The organism is Pantoea sp. SGAir0175 (genome assembly GCF_043547855.1).
On the sequence record NZ_CP028081.1, the window covers coordinates 1 to 15,411 of the forward strand.

Here is a 15,411-nt window from a genome sequence, read left to right on the forward strand (position 1 = left end):
GTGTCACTTACGCTTTGGCAACAGTGTCTTGCCCGTTTGCAGGATGAGCTTCCTGCCACCGAATTCAGCATGTGGATTCGTCCGCTGCAGGCTGAATTGAACGACAATACGCTGGCCTTGTATGCACCAAATCGGTTTGTACTCGACTGGGTTCGGGATAAATATCTCAATAGTATCAATGGGCTGCTGAATGAATTCTGCGGTGCGAACGTGCCGCTGCTGCGTTTTGAGGTCGGCACGCGCCCGGTTGCGCCGGTGGCTGCTACGCAACCCGCCATGGCCAGCAGCGTCAGCGCGCCCGCACCGGCTGAGAATCGTCCGGCACCGGCACAGCCGCTGCGCCCGAGCTGGGATTCGGTTCCGGCACCGGCTGATGTGACCTACCGCTCGAACGTGAATAACCGCCACAACTTCGACAACTTCGTTGAGGGTAAGTCCAACCAGCTGGCGCGCGCGGCGGCACGTCAGGTGGCGGATAATCCTGGTGGCGCTTACAACCCGCTGTTCCTGTATGGCGGCACTGGCCTCGGCAAAACGCACCTGCTGCACGCGGTGGGCAACGGCATCATCGCGCGCAAGCCGAATGCCAAAGTGGTTTATATGCACTCTGAACGCTTCGTGCAGGATATGGTGAAAGCGCTGCAGAACAACGCCATCGAGGAGTTTAAGCGCTACTACCGTTCGGTGGACGCGCTGCTGATCGATGATATTCAGTTCTTTGCCAATAAAGAGCGCTCGCAGGAAGAGTTTTTCCACACCTTCAACGCGCTGCTGGAAGGTAATCAGCAGATCATCCTGACCTCGGATCGTTACCCGAAAGAGATCAACGGGGTGGAAGATCGTCTGAAATCACGCTTTGGCTGGGGATTAACCGTGGCGATCGAGCCGCCTGAGCTGGAGACGCGTGTCGCGATCCTGATGAAAAAGGCGGACGAAAACGACATCCGTCTGCCGGGCGAAGTGGCCTTCTTTATTGCCAAGCGTCTGCGCTCTAACGTGCGTGAGCTGGAAGGGGCACTGAATCGCGTGATTGCCAATGCCAACTTTACCGGGCGTGCCATCACCATCGATTTTGTGCGCGAAGCGCTGCGCGACCTGCTGGCACTACAGGAAAAGCTGGTGACCATCGACAACATCCAGAAGACGGTGGCCGAGTACTACAAAATTAAAGTGGCGGATTTGCTGTCGAAGCGCCGTTCGCGCTCGGTGGCGCGTCCGCGTCAAATGGCGATGGCGATGGCCAAAGAGCTCACCAACCACAGCCTGCCGGAAATTGGCGATGCGTTTGGTGGCCGTGACCATACCACCGTGCTTCATGCCTGCCGTAAAATCGAGCAGCTGCGTGAAGAGAGCCACGACATCAAAGAAGATTTCTCTAACCTCATTCGAACATTATCTTCCTGACGCATATGAAATTTATTGTTGAACGTGAGCAGTTGCTGAAGCCGCTGCAACAGGTGAGTGGCCCGCTTGGCGGACGCCCGACGCTGCCGATCCTCGGAAATTTACTGCTGCAGGTGAATGAAGGCACGCTGCTGCTGACCGGTACCGATCTTGAGATGGAGATGGTGGCGCGCGTGGCGCTGACCCAGCCGCACGAACCGGGTGCGACGACCGTCCCGGCGCGTAAGTTTCTTGATATCTGCCGTGGTCTGCCTGAAGGCGCAGAGATCAGTCTGACGCTGGAAGGTGACCGCATGCTGGTGCGCTCCGGCCGCAGCCGCTTTTCGCTGTCGACGCTGCCAGCCAGCGACTTCCCGAATCTCGACGACTGGCAGAGCGAAGTGGAATTCACGTTGCCGCAGGCCACGCTCAAACGCCTGATTGAAGCCACGCAGTTCTCCATGGCGCATCAGGATGTGCGTTACTATCTCAACGGCATGCTGTTTGAGACCGAAGGCGAAGAGCTGCGCACCGTTGCCACTGACGGCCATCGCCTGGCGGTCTGTTCGATGCCTGTCGGACAGGCGCTGCCGAACCATTCGGTGATCGTACCGCGTAAAGGTGTGATTGAGCTGGTCCGTCTGCTGGACGGCGGTGAAACGCCGCTGCAGGTGCAGATTGGCAGCAGCAACATTCGCGCGCATGTCGGCGACTTCATCTTTACGTCGAAGCTGGTTGATGGCCGTTTCCCGGATTATCGCCGCGTGTTGCCGAAGAATCCTGACAAAGCGCTGGAAGCGGGCTGCGATCTGCTGAAGCAGGCTTTTGCCCGCGCGGCAATCCTGTCGAACGAGAAATTCCGCGGCGTTCGCATCTATATCACCGAAAATCAGCTGCGCATCACGGCCAATAACCCGGAGCAGGAAGAGGCGGAAGAGATGCTGGACGTGTCGTACAGCGGCACCGAGCTGGAGATTGGCTTTAACGTCAGCTACGTGCTGGATGTGCTGAACGCGCTGAAGTGCGAAAACGTGCGTCTGCTGCTGACGGATTCGGTTTCCAGCGTGCAGATTGAAGATGTAGCCAGTCCGGCTGCGGCCTACGTCGTGATGCCCATGCGTTTGTAATAGAAAATATCGGCCTGGCTTACTTGCCATTCTGGTCCCGGGCAGTGCTCGCCCCTGGTCACATACTTCAGTATGCTCCCAGGGCCTGCGTGCTGGCCGTGGCCAGACTGCCTGCGCCGCCAACGGCCTGGATTGTTAATGTTAGGCAACCCCCTCTGGCTGGATTGATTCATGGCTTTAACCCGCCTCCTGATTAAAAATTTTCGTAATATCGAGCAGGCCGATCTCACGCTGGCGCCGGGCTTTAATTTTCTTGTGGGCGCCAACGGCAGCGGTAAAACCAGCGTGCTGGAGGCGATTTATACACTGGGCCACGGCCGCGCATTCCGCAGTTTGCAGGCCGGACGCGTAATTCGTCACGATCAGGACGCGTTTGTGTTGCACGGGCGGATTGAAGGCAGCGAGCGCGAGCTGGCGGTCGGCCTGAGTAAAAACCGCGCCGGCGACAGCAAAGTCCGCATCGACGGCAGCGACGGCCACAAAGTCGCCGAGCTGGCGCAGCTGCTGCCGATGCAACTGATTACGCCAGAGGGGTTTACTTTGCTCAACGGCGGCCCCAAATACCGTAGAGCCTACATCGACTGGGGCTGCTTTCATGCTTATCCCGGTTTCTTTCTGGCCTGGAGCAATCTGCGTCGCCTGCTGAAACAGCGCAACGCGGCGCTGCGCCAGGTCGCGCGCTACAGCCAGATCCGGCCATGGGATCAGGAGCTGGTGCCGCTGGCAGAACAGATCAGCGCCTGGCGCGCTGAATACAGCGCAGCTATTGCCAGCGAAATCACCGCCACCTGCAGCCAGTTTTTACCGGAGTTTGCGCTGAGCTTCTCCTTCCAGCGCGGCTGGGACAAAGAGAGCGACTTCGGCGAGCTGCTGGAGCGCAACTTCGAGCGCGATCGTGCGCTCACCTACACCGCCAGCGGTCCGCACAAAGCCGATTTTCGGATTCGTGCTGAAGGCACGCCGGTGGAAGATTTACTCTCACGCGGTCAGTTAAAGCTGCTGATGTGTGCGTTGCGGTTAGCGCAGGGCGAGTACCTGACGCGCAGCAGCGGACGTCGCTGTTTATACCTGATTGACGACTTCGCCTCCGAGCTGGATGACACCCGTCGTCGCCTGCTGGCGGAACGCCTGAAAGCCACGCAGGCTCAGGTGTTTGTCAGCGCCATTGGTGTCGAGCATGTAATCGATATGAGTGACGAAAAGGGCAAGATGTTCCGCGTGGAACAGGGTAAAATAGCGGTTCAACCTGAAGATTAAATGAGCGAGAAACGTTGATGTCGAATTCTTATGACTCCTCAAGTATCAAAGTCCTGAAAGGGCTTGATGCGGTACGCAAACGCCCGGGTATGTACATCGGCGATACGGATGACGGCACCGGTCTGCATCACATGGTATTCGAGGTCGTGGATAACGCCATCGACGAAGCGCTCGCCGGCCACTGTAGTGATATCGTGGTCACCATCCATGCCGACAACTCTGTCTCCGTACAGGATGACGGCCGTGGTATTCCGACCGGTATCCACCCGGAAGAGGGCGTCTCTGCTGCCGAAGTGATCATGACCGTACTGCATGCCGGCGGTAAGTTTGATGACAACTCTTATAAAGTTTCCGGCGGTCTGCACGGCGTCGGCGTATCGGTGGTGAACGCCCTGTCGCAGAAGCTGGAACTGACCATTCGTCGCGACGGCAAAGTGCATCAGCAAACCTACGTGCACGGTGTGCCGCAGGCGCCGCTGGCGGTGACCGGTGATACCGACGCCACCGGTACGCGCGTGCGTTTCTGGCCGAGCCACGATACGTTCACCAACGTCACCGATTTTGAATATGAAATCCTGGCGAAGCGTCTGCGCGAGCTGTCATTCCTTAACTCCGGCGTGTCGATTCGCCTGGAAGACAAGCGCGACGATAAAAACGATCACTACCATTACGAAGGTGGTATCAAAGCGTTCGTTGAATATCTCAACCGCAACAAGAACCCGATTCACCCGAATGTGTTCTACTTCTCCACCGAAAAAGACGGTATCGGCGTCGAAGTTGCGCTGCAGTGGAACGACGGTTTCCAGGAAAATATCTACTGCTTCACCAACAATATTCCGCAGCGCGACGGCGGAACGCACCTTGCCGGTTTCCGCGCGGCAATGACGCGTACGCTCAATGCCTACATGGATAAAGAAGGTTACAGCAAAAAGGCCAAAGTCAGCGCTACCGGTGACGACGCGCGTGAAGGGCTGGTGGCAGTGGTTTCGGTGAAGGTGCCGGATCCGAAATTCTCCTCTCAGACCAAAGACAAGCTGGTCTCTTCCGAGGTGAAATCGGCGGTGGAACAGCAGATGAACGAACTGCTGAGCGAATACCTGCTGGAAAATCCGTCTGACGCCAAAATCGTGGTCGGTAAAATCATCGATGCCGCGCGTGCGCGTGAAGCCGCACGTCGTGCACGTGAAATGACCCGCCGTAAAGGCGCGCTGGACCTGGCGGGCCTGCCGGGCAAGCTGGCGGACTGTCAGGAGCGCGATCCGGCGCTGTCTGAAATCTACCTGGTGGAGGGTGACTCTGCAGGCGGTTCCGCCAAGCAGGGACGTAACCGTAAGAACCAGGCGATTCTGCCGCTGAAAGGTAAAATCCTTAACGTGGAGAAAGCGCGTTTCGACAAAATGCTCTCTTCACAGGAAGTTGCCACGCTGATCACCGCGCTGGGCTGCGGTATCGGACGCGATGAGTACAACCCGGACAAGTTGCGCTATCACAGCATCATCATCATGACCGATGCGGACGTCGATGGTTCGCACATCCGTACGCTGCTGCTGACCTTCTTCTATCGCCAGATGCCGGAAATCATCGAGCGTGGCCACGTCTACATCGCGCAGCCACCGCTGTACAAGGTGAAGAAGGGCAAGCAGGAGCAGTACATTAAAGATGACGACGCGATGGATCAGTATCAGATTGCCATCGCGCTGGACGGCGCAACGCTGCACACCAACGCCAGCGCACCGGCACTGGGCGGCGAGCCGCTGGAAAGCCTGGTGGCGGAATACAACAGCACCCAGAAGATGATCAAACGTATGGAGCGCCGCTTCCCGTCTGCGCTGCTGCGCGCGCTGGTTTATCATCCAACCCTGAGCGATCTCAGCGATCAGGCTGCAGTGACCGCATGGCTGGAGAGCCTGGTGGCTTACCTGAACGAGCGCGAAGCGCATGGCAGCAGCTATGTGGCACAGGTGCGGGAAAACCGCGAACAGCAGCGCTTTGAGCCGGTGCTGCGCGTGCGTACTCACGGCGTTGATACCGATTATCCGCTGGACAGCGAGTTCATTGACGGCGCGGAATACCGCAAAATCTGTGCACTCGGCGCGCACCTGCGTGGTTTGATTGAAGAGGATGCCTATATCGAGCGCGGCGAGCGCCGTCAGCCGGTTGCCAGCTTCGAGCAGGCAATTGACTGGCTGGTGAAAGAGTCGCGCCGCGGTCTGTCAGTGCAGCGCTATAAAGGTCTGGGCGAGATGAACCCGGATCAGCTGTGGGAAACCACCATGGATCCGGACAGCCGCCGCATGCTGCGCGTCACCATCAAAGACGCCATCGCCGCCGACCAGCTGTTCACCACGCTGATGGGCGATGCGGTTGAACCGCGCCGCGCCTTCATCGAAGAGAACGCGCTGAAAGCCGCCAACATCGATATCTGATATCGCAAAACCCTTCCCAAACGGGAAGGGTTTTTTGTTTTATTAAACGCGCAGAATTCTTCCACCCGAGCCGTCCGGCATTTCAATCAGCAGGCTTAGCTTGCCGCCCATCGCTTCAATGTAGCGCTTAATGGTGATCAGACGCTGATCGGCGCCGCCCTGCTCAATTTGCGTGATACGCGGCTGCTTAACCCCCATCGCTTCCGCAACGGTTCTCTGCGATAACGCTAACTCTTCCCGCAGCAGTTGCAGGCCGGTTTCGAGAATCAGCTCATCTGCCATCAGCTGAATGTCAGCTTGCTCAGCTTCAGTAAACTCACTCTCGATAAATTTTTGTAAGTCGTTCATGAATGATTTTCCTCTGCGTTATTGAGGTAAGCCGTGAACAATTGATCTGCAAGGCATATCATCCGCGCATAAAATTGTTTGTCTCCGGATTTATTGCCAGCACACAAAATGACCGCTTTGCGTTGCGTGTCGAATGCGTATAGCGCCCGAATTGGCTGACCAGCGTACTGTATTCTCAGTTCTTTCATGTTGTGGAAGCGTGATCCGTTAACCGTATCGGCATAGGGCCGTGGCAGCAACGGGCCATAATGCTGCAGGTTTAACAGGGCCGCAGCGATGCGTTTTTTCAATTTGTTGTCCTGTGCCCGCAACCATTCCCGGAAGGTGTCGGTAAAAATGATTTCCCACATAGCGCAATCTCCATATAAGTGATTGCTTATAGTAATTTATAAGCAATCACTTATATGATCAAGCGAGTCAGCAGAAGTAAAACACCAAATGCTCAAACCGGATAATGCTGCACAAAGCATGACAGGCGTTATCTGCCGATTAACTGGTCAATGTGAGCTGAATCGCGCTAGCATTAAAGCCAGACCCTGAATTAACCGAGGACGTTATGGCGATAAAACTGATTGCGATCGATATGGACGGCACGCTGCTGAATCCGCAGCACGAAATCACGGCGGGCGTCAAAGCGGCGATTGGCCGGGCGCGGGATAAAGGTGTGTCGATCGTGCTGGCCACCGGACGCCCGTTTGTTGGTGTGGAGCGCTACCTGATGGAGCTGGATCTGCGTCAGCCGGGGCAGTATTGCATCAGCAACAATGGCGCACTGGCGCACAGCGCGGACAGCGGTGAGGTGGTGGCCGAGAAGACGCTTGGCTTTGATGACTATCTCTACCTGGAACAGCTGGCGCGCGACCTTGGGGTACATTTTCAGGCGTTCGACAAATCCTTCCTCTACACGCCAAATAAAGACATCAGCGAATACACCATCCACGAAGCCAGCCTGACCGGCATTCCGGTGCGTTATCGCGCCGTAGAAGAGATGGACCCGGCGACGCGCTTCCCGAAACTGATGATGATCGACAAACCGGAGCTGCTGGATAAAGCCATCGCCGCTTTACCGGCGCGCGCCCGCGACAGTTATACCATTCTGAAAAGTGCACCTTACTATCTCGAAATCCTAAATCCGCTGGTCAACAAAGGCTACGGCGTAAAAATGCTGGCGGAGAAACTCGGCCTGCAGCCGTCAGAAGTGATGGCGATTGGCGATCAGGAAAACGATCTGGCGATGATTGAATACGCCGGCACCGGCGTGGCGATGGGCAATGCGATTGATTCCGTGAAGCAGATTGCGCAGTTCGTGACCAAGACCAATATGGAAGATGGTGTCGCGCACGCCATTGAAGAGCTAGTGCTGTAACCCTCCTCTGATGCGGGCGGCGTTCTGCTGCCCGTCACTTCTCTGCTGAATTTTTTACTGCCAGTGCGCCGATGGGTTGTCTGTTTTGTGATTCACATTGTAGTACAAACAATGCATATGGTACTACAATCTCCGCTACAGGATGCGTCAGGGATTGGGCTTTGCACTACGAAAGCAGTAATCTGATTTCTCACGCCTTTCATGGAATCGAACACTATGACGCAGGAACCACTGAGTAAAACAGAGCGCATCATCCAGACGCTGGGTGAAGAGATTGTTGCGGGAAAATATGTGCCGGGCGCTGCGCTGCCGGCGGAAGCGGAGCTGTGCGAGCGATTTTCAACCTCGCGCAACATTATCCGCGAAGTGTATCGCTCCCTGATGGCTAAACGCCTGATGGAGATGAAGCGCTACCGCGGCGCGTTTGTCACTTCACGTAACCAGTGGAACTATCTCGACAGCGATGTACTGCAGTGGGCGCTGTCGCACGATCACGATCCGCGCCTGATTGCGGCCATGAATGAGGTGCGCGTGCTGGTGGAGCCGCAGATTGCGCGCTGGTCGGCCGAGCGGGCAACGTCGACCGATCTGGCGGCGATTGAACTGGCCTACAACGAGATGGTGGCCAACCACCTCAACCGTGATGCCTTTAACGACGCAGATATCCGCTATCACGAAGCGGTGATGGCCTCGGTGCATAACCCGGTGCTGCAGCAGCTCAATGTGGCGATCAGCCAGCTGCAAAAAGCGGTGTTTGCGCAAACCTACATGGCGGACTCCGGCAACATGCCGCGCACGTTAGCTGAACATAAAGCGCTGTTCGATGCCATTCGCCACCAGGATGGCGATGCGGCGGAACAGGCGGCGAAGGCGATGATTGCCAGCTCAACCGCCCGACTCAAGGAGATTTTGTGACCCGTTATATCGCCATTGACTGGGGCTCCACCAACCTGCGCGCCTGGTATTACCGCGCCGGTGAATGCGTCGATGAGCGCCGTTCGGAAGCGGGCGTGACGCGCCTCGGCGACCGCACGCCTGCTCAGGTGTTTGCCACCATTACCGACGGCTGGCCGGTGGCCGAAGTCCCGGTGATCATGGCCGGTATGGTGGGCAGCAACGCTGGCTGGCTGGCAGTGCCTTATCTCGCCTGCCCGGTGGCGCTCAATGCATTAAGCGATCGCCTGACCTGCGTGGAAGGAAAAGCGTGGATTGTGCCGGGACTGAGCGTCGAACGTGACGACAACTACAACGTAATGCGCGGTGAAGAAACCCAGCTGCTCGGCGCGGTCACGCTGCAGCCCGCGCCGCTGTATGTCATGCCGGGCACGCACGCCAAGTGGGTGCAGATGGAACAGGATCGCGTCATCGATTTCCGCACCGTGATGACTGGCGAGCTGCACCATTTATTGCTGAAGCAGTCGCTGATTGGTGCCGGTTTACCTGTGCAGGAAGCCAGTCCGGACGCGTTCCGGGACGGTTTGCAGATGGGCAGCCACGACCGCTCAATTCTGGCGCGCCTGTTTGAAGTGCGGGCCGCCCACGTGCTCGGCGCGCGCGATCGGCGCCATATCAGTGATTTTCTCTCTGGCCTGTTAATCGGCCATGAAGTAGCGCAGATGACGCAGCAGTTAACGCATAGCCGCCAGCCGATTGTCATTATCGCTGGTAGTGAACTGGCACAGCGTTATCAGCAGGCGCTGGCCTTTATCGGAACAGATTCAGTCACGCTGGAGGGCGATCGCGCTTTCCAGCACGGAATAAGGAGTATTGCGCATGTCCTGGCCCACTAAACTTCCGCTGATCGCCATTCTGCGTGGCATCACGCCGGATGAAGCTGAAGCGCACGTCGCGGCGTTAATCGACGCCGGTTTCGATGCGATTGAAATTCCGCTCAACTCGCCAGAGTGGGCGAAAAGTATCGGCGCGATGGTGCAAACCTTCGGCGATAAAGCGCTGATCGGTGCCGGCACCGTGCTGCAGGCGACGCAGGTCGATCAGCTGGCGGCGCTCAACAGCAAGCTGGTGGTGACGCCCAATACCGATGCCGCGGTGATTCGCCAGGCCGTGGCGCACGGCATGCTGGTTGCCGCAGGCTGTGCCACCGCCAGCGAAGCCTTTACCGCGCTGCAGGCTGGGGCGCAGGCGCTGAAAATTTTTCCGTCGTCGGCGTTTGGTCCGGGCTACATCAAAGCGCTGAAAGCGGTGCTGCCGCCGGAGGTGCCGGTCTTTGCCGTGGGCGGCGTCACGCCGGAAAACCTGCATGAATTTATCGCCGCCGGTTGCGTCGGGGCTGGCCTGGGCAGCGATCTCTATCGCGCCGGTCAGCCGCTGTCGCGCACCGTGGAGAAGGCCCGCGCATTTATTGCTGCCTATAAGGACGCTGTACGATGAAAATTACGAAACTGACCACTTATCGCCTGCCGCCGCGCTGGATGTTCCTGAAAATCGAAACCGATGAAGGCATCATCGGCTGGGGCGAGCCGGTGATTGAAGGGCGCGCGCGCAGCGTCGAAGCGGCGGTGCATGAGCTGTCGGAATATCTGATTGGGCAGGATCCGGCGCGGATTAATGATCTGTGGCAGGTGATGTATCGCGGCGGTTTTTACCGCGGCGGCCCGATTTTAATGAGCGCCATTGCCGGTATCGATCAGGCGCTGTGGGATATTAAAGGCAAAGCGCTGGGCGTGCCGGTGTATCAGCTGCTGGGCGGTCTGGTGCGTGACAGCATCAAAGCCTATAGCTGGGTAGGCGGCGATCGTCCGGCTGAAGTGATTGATGGCATTAAGAAATTACGTGGTATCGGCTTTGATACCTTCAAACTCAACGGCTGTGAAGAGATGGGCATCATTGACAATTCACGTCAGGTCGATGCCGCTGTTAACACCGTAGCGCAGATCCGTGAAGCCTTTGGCAGTGACATTGAGTTTGGCCTCGATTTCCACGGTCGCGTCAGCGCGCCGATGGCCAAAGTGCTGATCAAAGAGCTGGAGCCGTATCGTCCGCTGTTTATTGAAGAACCGGTGCTGGCCGAGCAGGCAGAATACTATCCGCGCCTGGCGGCGCAGACGCATCTGCCGATTGCCGCAGGCGAACGCATGTTCTCCCGCTTCGAGTTCAAGCGCGTGCTGGAAGCCGGTGGGCTGGCGATTCTGCAGCCGGATCTGTCGCACGCCGGCGGTATCACCGAATGCTACAAAATCGCGGCGATGGCCGAGTCCTATGACGTGGCGCTGGCACCGCACTGTCCGCTGGGGCCGATTGCGCTGGCTGCCTGTCTGCATGTCGACTTCGTGTCGCGTAACGCAGTGTTCCAGGAGCAGAGCATGGGCATTCACTATAATCAGGGCGCTGAACTGCTCGATTACGTGATCAATAAAGATGATTTTAAAATGGATGACGGCCATTTCTATCCATTAAATAAACCCGGCCTCGGTGTGGAAATTAATGAAGAGCTGGTGATTGCGCGCAGTAAAAATGCGCCAGACTGGCGTAACCCATTATGGCGCTTTCCGGATGGATCGGTAGCCGAGTGGTAATAACCGTGGTATTGCGCCCGGTCGCTGCGTTTACCGCTTTATAACAGCGCCGATTACCAAGCGATTAAACATCTGACTATTTAAACCAGGTGCGGAATATATAAGGCACAGGGCAGCGCTCAACCTGTTTTCACCGCGCTGCCAGTTTACCGCTGCTGCGGCTTTTATCTTCGATAACCTTACCCTGCGTTGGCTGCGGCGTGTTTCGGCACGTCCGCCAGCTGACATCTGACGGAGAAACACCATGGATCTCTCTGCTGTTCAGGCGAAACCTACGCGTCGCCGTTATATTACGCTGCTGATGATTTTTATTACGGTGGTCATTTGTTATGTCGATCGCGCTAATTTAGCCGTGGCCTCGGCGCATATTCAGCAGGAATTCGGCATCAGCAAAGCAGAAATGGGGTATGTGTTTTCTGCTTTTGCCTGGTTATATACCCTGTGCCAGATTCCCGGCGGCTGGTTTCTCGACCGCGTAGGTTCACGCCTGACCTATTTTATTGCTATTCTCGGCTGGTCGGTGGCGACGTTATTACAGGGATTCGCCAGCGGCTTATTATCGCTGATAGGCCTGCGCGCCATTACCGGTATTTTCGAAGCGCCGGCGTTCCCGACCAATAATCGTCTGGTCACCAGCTGGTTCCCGGAGCAGGAGCGCGCTTCGGCCGTCGGCTTCTACACTTCCGGCCAGTTTGTCGGTCTGGCGTTTCTCACGCCGCTGCTGATCTGGATTCAGGAACTGCTGAGCTGGCACTGGGTGTTTATCATCACCGGCGGCATTGGCATCATCTGGTCGCTGGTGTGGATGAGGGTTTACCAGGCGCCGAGCCAGAGCAAAGGCATCAATCAGGCCGAGCTGGAGTATATTCGCGCCGGTGGCGCAATGGTCGACGGCGATGCGCCGGGCGAAAAAAGCGCGCGTGTTAAACTCACGGCGGCCGACTGGAAACTGGTATTTCACCGCAAGCTGTGCGGCGTGTATCTCGGCCAGTTCGCGGTGACCTCAACGCTGTGGTTTTTCCTCACCTGGTTCCCGAACTACCTGACGCAGGAGAAACATATCGCCGCGCTGACGGCCGGCTTTATGACCACCGTGCCGTTTCTCGCCGCCTTTGTCGGCGTGATTCTCTCCGGCATGGTGGCCGATCGTCTGGTGCGCAGTGGTCGCTCGCTCGGTTTTGCCCGCAAGACGCCGATCATCTGCGGCCTGCTGATCTCCACCTGCATTATGGGCGCCAACTACACCAACGATCCGCTGTGGATTATGGTGCTGATGGCGCTGGCCTTTTTCGGTAACGGGTTCGCGTCCATCACCTGGTCGCTGGTCTCGTCGCTGGCGCCGGTACGCCTGATCGGCCTGACCGGCGGCATGTTTAACTTTATCGGCGGCCTCGGCGGCATCACGGTTCCGCTGGTGGTGGGGTATCTGGCGCAGGATTACGGCTTTGCGCCCGCGCTGGTGTACATCTCCGCTGTTGCGCTGATTGGCGCGCTCTCTTACATCCTGCTGGTGGGGGATGTGCAGCGCGTGGGCTAAGCTTCCGGGTGCGCATGCCTGCGCACCCGCATTAGCTGCTCAGCTTTTGCTTAACTGAACGGCATCACGTAATTTGTCCGGCAACGGTTACATCTGAGGTTGCCCCATGTCAGAAAAACAACTCACCTTTACTCAGCGCCATCATCAGCTGACCAATATCAACGTCTGGACCGCCGACAGCCAGTGGCTGGCATTTGATGTGCGCCCGTCCGGCGCCTCGTTTACCAGCCTGACCATTGAGCGCGTCAACGTGCACAGCGGCGCGGTCGAGGTGCTGTATCAGGCGCGCGATGGTGCGCACGTCGGCGTGGTGACCGTGAGTCCGGATCTGCCGCCGCGCTATGTCTGTATTCATGGGCCGGAGCATCCCGATGCGCACTGGCACTATGACTTTCATCACCGGCGTGGCGTGATTGTTCAGCAGGGCATCGCGGAGAACCTCGACGCCTGCGATATCACCGCGCCCTACACGCCGGGTGCGCTGCGTGGTGGCTCGCACGTGCATGTGTTCAGTCCGGATGGCTCGCGGCTGAGCTTTACCTATAACGATCACGTGATGCATGAGCGCGATGTGCGTGAAGATCTGCGTAACGTCGGCGTGGCTGTGCCGCTGCATCCGGTGTGCCCGCCGAAGCAGCATCCGCGCGAATATGACGGCAGCCACTACTGTGTGCTGGTAAGCCACACCCGGCGCGATCCACAACCGGGCAGCGATCAGATTGACCGCGCCTATGAAGAGTGCTGGATTGGCGCGCGCGGCTATCAGAAAGCGGACGGCAGCTGGCAGCGCTGGGCCATCGCCTTTATCGGCGATACGCGCAATGCCAGCGGTGAGAAGGTGCCGGAAGTGTTTGTGGTCGATCTGCCTGAGGCGCTGGCGGACTATGCCAGAGCCGGCAATGCGCCGCTGCAGGGCACGGCAGAGCAACTGCCAGCACCGCCGGCTGGCGTGCAGCAGCGGCGCATCACGCACAGTAAAGGGCTGGCGCTCCAGCCGCGCCACTGGTTGCGCGCTGCGCCGGATGGCAGCGCGATCGCCTTTTTGCAGGCTGACGAGCAGGGCATTGTGCAGCTGTGGACGGTCTCACCCAACGGTGGCGCGGCGCGTCAGATCACCTCACTGCGCAGCAGCATTCAGTCTGCTTTCAGCTGGCAGCCGGACGGCGCAGCCATCGCCTTTATCTGTGATAACAGCGTAATGCGTTGTGAAATAGCCAGCGGACAGTGTACGCGCCTTACCGCGCGCAGCGCGCAACCGCCGGGCGGCGACGCGGTGGTGTGGTCGCCGGACGGGAAGCAGATCGCCTACATGCGCGAGGTTGACGGCTGGCGACAGCTGTTCTGCGTCAGTGCGATTCCGCCGGCATAGCCGCCGCGGTGGCCAGGCTGGCCTGGGTGCCAGCCATCTTCTCGCTCTGCAGCACGCGTTCGCGCGGCGAATCTCTGGTTTTATCGTCGTCGGCGCGGAAGTAATCCCATGGCAGCAGCAGCGTATCCATCACCGCCGAGAAGGGCAGATCGATCAGCGCCAGCGGTTTAATCGCCCAGCTGGTATTGTCATCGGTCAGCATCTCTGCGCTGGCGCGCGTGCCGGGGTAGTAACCCTGGCTGGCACCGGTATGCGACATCACGCTGGAGCAGCCTGCTGTGGCACAGGCGCAGCAGACCAGCAGGCCGGTGAGCGGAAAGCGTTTCATCATTTTCATCATCATCATCCCTACAGTCATGGCATGGCCCTGGCTGGAGTGTGTCACCTGACATCCGCATAACTCTGTGGTTATGTCCTTCCCGTCAGGCGAAGCGTCCCCTGAGTGTATGCCATATCGTCAGAATTGCTGCAAAAAAAAGCGCATTGCCCCTTGAAAGCGACCTGAGCGCACCCATCTTTAAGCTACGGTCACGACGCGGTCGCCGACAGGGACACCGACGGGCCGGACAACCTGTCCATGGTGGAAGGTTGCCAAAACTTGCTGATTATCAGGAGTCTTATTATGCGTAACTTTGATCTCTCTCCGCTTTATCGTTCTGCTATTGGTTTCGACCGTCTGTTTAACCTGCTTGAGTCCAACCAAAACCAGGCTAACGGCGGCTACCCTCCGTACAACGTCGAGCTGGTAGACGAAAACCACTATCGCATCACCATTGCCGTCGCCGGCTTTGCGCAGAGCGAACTGGATATCACCGCCCATGACAACATGCTGGTGGTACGCGGCGCCCACCCTGAAGAGCAGCAGGAACGTAAATACCTGTACCAGGGCATCGCAGAACGTAACTTCGAACGCAAATTCCAGCTGGCCGATCACATCGTGGTGCGCGATGCGCGTCTCGAACTGGGCTTGCTGAGTATCGATCTGGAACGCATCGTCCCGGAAGAGGCGAAACCACGCCGGATTGAAATCCTGAAATAAGGCTAACGAAGTAAAGAAAAACG

The 15,411-nt window shown here is 57.8% G+C and carries 15 protein-coding genes; 12 read left to right on the forward strand and 3 right to left on the reverse strand.

What is annotated here, in order from left to right:
• The 4 genes from dnaA to gyrB all read left to right on the forward strand — a co-directional run bounded on the left by dnaA (position 1) and on the right by gyrB (position 6,193).
• A complete protein-coding gene (gene dnaA / locus C1N56_RS00005) occupies positions 1-1,404 on the forward strand; it encodes a chromosomal replication initiator protein DnaA (protein ID WP_031279599.1) in 1,404 nt (467 codons plus the stop codon).
• Between the two features lie 5 nt (positions 1,405-1,409).
• Positions 1,410-2,510, forward strand: a complete 1,101-nt coding sequence (dnaN, locus tag C1N56_RS00010; RefSeq protein ID WP_010617831.1) for a DNA polymerase III subunit beta — start codon at positions 1,410-1,412, stop codon at positions 2,508-2,510.
• A 171-nt stretch (positions 2,511-2,681) separates the two neighbouring features.
• The gene (gene recF, locus C1N56_RS00015) at positions 2,682-3,767 is read left to right on the forward strand and encodes a DNA replication/repair protein RecF (protein ID WP_394516982.1); all 1,086 of its coding nucleotides are present in this window, start codon (positions 2,682-2,684) and stop codon (positions 3,765-3,767) included.
• 17 nt (positions 3,768-3,784) lie between these two features.
• Positions 3,785-6,193, forward strand: a complete 2,409-nt coding sequence (gene gyrB, locus C1N56_RS00020; RefSeq protein ID WP_127833470.1) for a DNA topoisomerase (ATP-hydrolyzing) subunit B — start codon at positions 3,785-3,787, stop codon at positions 6,191-6,193.
• A 42-nt stretch (positions 6,194-6,235) separates the two neighbouring features.
• On the opposite strand, the gene C1N56_RS00025 is transcribed toward gyrB, so the two are convergent.
• Positions 6,236-6,541: a helix-turn-helix domain-containing protein gene (locus C1N56_RS00025; RefSeq protein WP_058758199.1), complete on the reverse strand. Its 306-nt coding sequence runs from the start codon at positions 6,539-6,541 to the stop codon at positions 6,236-6,238.
• Entirely contained in the window at positions 6,538-6,891 is a 354-nt protein-coding gene (locus tag C1N56_RS00030) for a type II toxin-antitoxin system RelE/ParE family toxin (protein ID WP_058758198.1), read from the reverse strand. The genes C1N56_RS00025 and C1N56_RS00030 overlap by 4 nt, the downstream gene beginning before the upstream one ends.
• Before the next feature lie 206 nt (positions 6,892-7,097).
• On the opposite strand from C1N56_RS00030, the gene yidA reads away from it, so the two are divergent.
• The 7 genes from yidA (at position 7,098) to C1N56_RS00065 (ending at position 14,349) form a co-directional block, all read left to right on the forward strand.
• On the forward strand, positions 7,098-7,907 hold the full coding sequence (gene yidA, locus C1N56_RS00035) for a sugar-phosphatase (RefSeq protein WP_058758197.1): 810 nt from the start codon (positions 7,098-7,100) through the stop codon (positions 7,905-7,907).
• A 216-nt stretch (positions 7,908-8,123) separates the two neighbouring features.
• Complete coding sequence (locus C1N56_RS00040; RefSeq protein ID WP_394516983.1) at positions 8,124-8,822, forward strand: FadR/GntR family transcriptional regulator; 699 nt, start codon at positions 8,124-8,126, stop codon at positions 8,820-8,822.
• On the forward strand, positions 8,819-9,697 hold the full coding sequence (locus C1N56_RS00045) for a 2-dehydro-3-deoxygalactonokinase (protein WP_132466920.1): 879 nt from the start codon (positions 8,819-8,821) through the stop codon (positions 9,695-9,697). The genes C1N56_RS00040 and C1N56_RS00045 overlap by 4 nt, the downstream gene beginning before the upstream one ends.
• Complete coding sequence (locus C1N56_RS00050; RefSeq protein ID WP_021506907.1) at positions 9,681-10,298, forward strand: 2-dehydro-3-deoxy-6-phosphogalactonate aldolase; 618 nt, start codon at positions 9,681-9,683, stop codon at positions 10,296-10,298. The genes C1N56_RS00045 and C1N56_RS00050 overlap by 17 nt, the downstream gene beginning before the upstream one ends.
• On the forward strand, positions 10,295-11,443 hold the full coding sequence (gene dgoD, locus C1N56_RS00055; protein WP_021506906.1) for a galactonate dehydratase: 1,149 nt from the start codon (positions 10,295-10,297) through the stop codon (positions 11,441-11,443). Before C1N56_RS00050 ends, dgoD begins: the two co-directional genes overlap by 4 nt.
• A 244-nt stretch (positions 11,444-11,687) precedes the next feature.
• Positions 11,688-12,980 carry an MFS transporter gene (locus C1N56_RS00060; RefSeq protein ID WP_394516984.1) on the forward strand — a complete coding sequence of 431 codons (1,293 nt, stop codon included), beginning with the start codon at positions 11,688-11,690 and terminating at the stop codon, positions 12,978-12,980.
• A gap of 106 nt (positions 12,981-13,086) precedes the next feature.
• Positions 13,087-14,349, forward strand: coding sequence for a DUF3748 domain-containing protein (locus C1N56_RS00065; RefSeq protein WP_394516985.1), 1,263 nt, complete (start codon positions 13,087-13,089; stop codon positions 14,347-14,349).
• Here C1N56_RS00065 and C1N56_RS00070 read toward each other — a convergent pair.
• On the reverse strand, positions 14,327-14,686 hold the full coding sequence (locus C1N56_RS00070; RefSeq protein WP_288420887.1) for a YceK/YidQ family lipoprotein: 360 nt from the start codon (positions 14,684-14,686) through the stop codon (positions 14,327-14,329). The two genes, C1N56_RS00065 and C1N56_RS00070, sit on opposite strands and share 23 nt — an antisense overlap.
• Before the next feature lie 285 nt (positions 14,687-14,971).
• On the opposite strand from C1N56_RS00070, the gene ibpA reads away from it, so the two are divergent.
• A complete protein-coding gene (ibpA, locus tag C1N56_RS00075; RefSeq protein WP_010617843.1) occupies positions 14,972-15,388 on the forward strand; it encodes a small heat shock chaperone IbpA in 417 nt (138 codons plus the stop codon).
• Positions 15,389-15,411: the final 23 nt, after the last annotated feature.

What these genes read in the sequence shown, in the direction of transcription:
- dnaN (WP_010617831.1), top strand. Translation starts at nt 1,410, where the DNA reads ATGAAATTTATTGTTGAACGTGAGCAGTTGCTGAAGCCGCTGCAACAG.
- recF (WP_394516982.1), top strand. Translation starts at nt 2,682, where the DNA reads ATGGCTTTAACCCGCCTCCTGATTAAAAATTTTCGTAATATCGAGCAG.
- gyrB (WP_127833470.1), top strand. Translation starts at nt 3,785, where the DNA reads ATGTCGAATTCTTATGACTCCTCAAGTATCAAAGTCCTGAAAGGGCTT.
- C1N56_RS00025 (WP_058758199.1), bottom strand. Translation starts at nt 6,541, where the DNA reads ATGAACGACTTACAAAAATTTATCGAGAGTGAGTTTACTGAAGCTGAG.
- C1N56_RS00030 (WP_058758198.1), bottom strand. Translation starts at nt 6,891, where the DNA reads ATGTGGGAAATCATTTTTACCGACACCTTCCGGGAATGGTTGCGGGCA.
- yidA (WP_058758197.1), top strand. Translation starts at nt 7,098, where the DNA reads ATGGCGATAAAACTGATTGCGATCGATATGGACGGCACGCTGCTGAAT.
- C1N56_RS00040 (WP_394516983.1), top strand. Translation starts at nt 8,124, where the DNA reads ATGACGCAGGAACCACTGAGTAAAACAGAGCGCATCATCCAGACGCTG.
- C1N56_RS00050 (WP_021506907.1), top strand. Translation starts at nt 9,681, where the DNA reads ATGTCCTGGCCCACTAAACTTCCGCTGATCGCCATTCTGCGTGGCATC.
- dgoD (WP_021506906.1), top strand. Translation starts at nt 10,295, where the DNA reads ATGAAAATTACGAAACTGACCACTTATCGCCTGCCGCCGCGCTGGATG.
- C1N56_RS00060 (WP_394516984.1), top strand. Translation starts at nt 11,688, where the DNA reads ATGGATCTCTCTGCTGTTCAGGCGAAACCTACGCGTCGCCGTTATATT.
- C1N56_RS00065 (WP_394516985.1), top strand. Translation starts at nt 13,087, where the DNA reads ATGTCAGAAAAACAACTCACCTTTACTCAGCGCCATCATCAGCTGACC.
- C1N56_RS00070 (WP_288420887.1), bottom strand. Translation starts at nt 14,686, where the DNA reads ATGAAAATGATGAAACGCTTTCCGCTCACCGGCCTGCTGGTCTGCTGC.
- ibpA (WP_010617843.1), top strand. Translation starts at nt 14,972, where the DNA reads ATGCGTAACTTTGATCTCTCTCCGCTTTATCGTTCTGCTATTGGTTTC.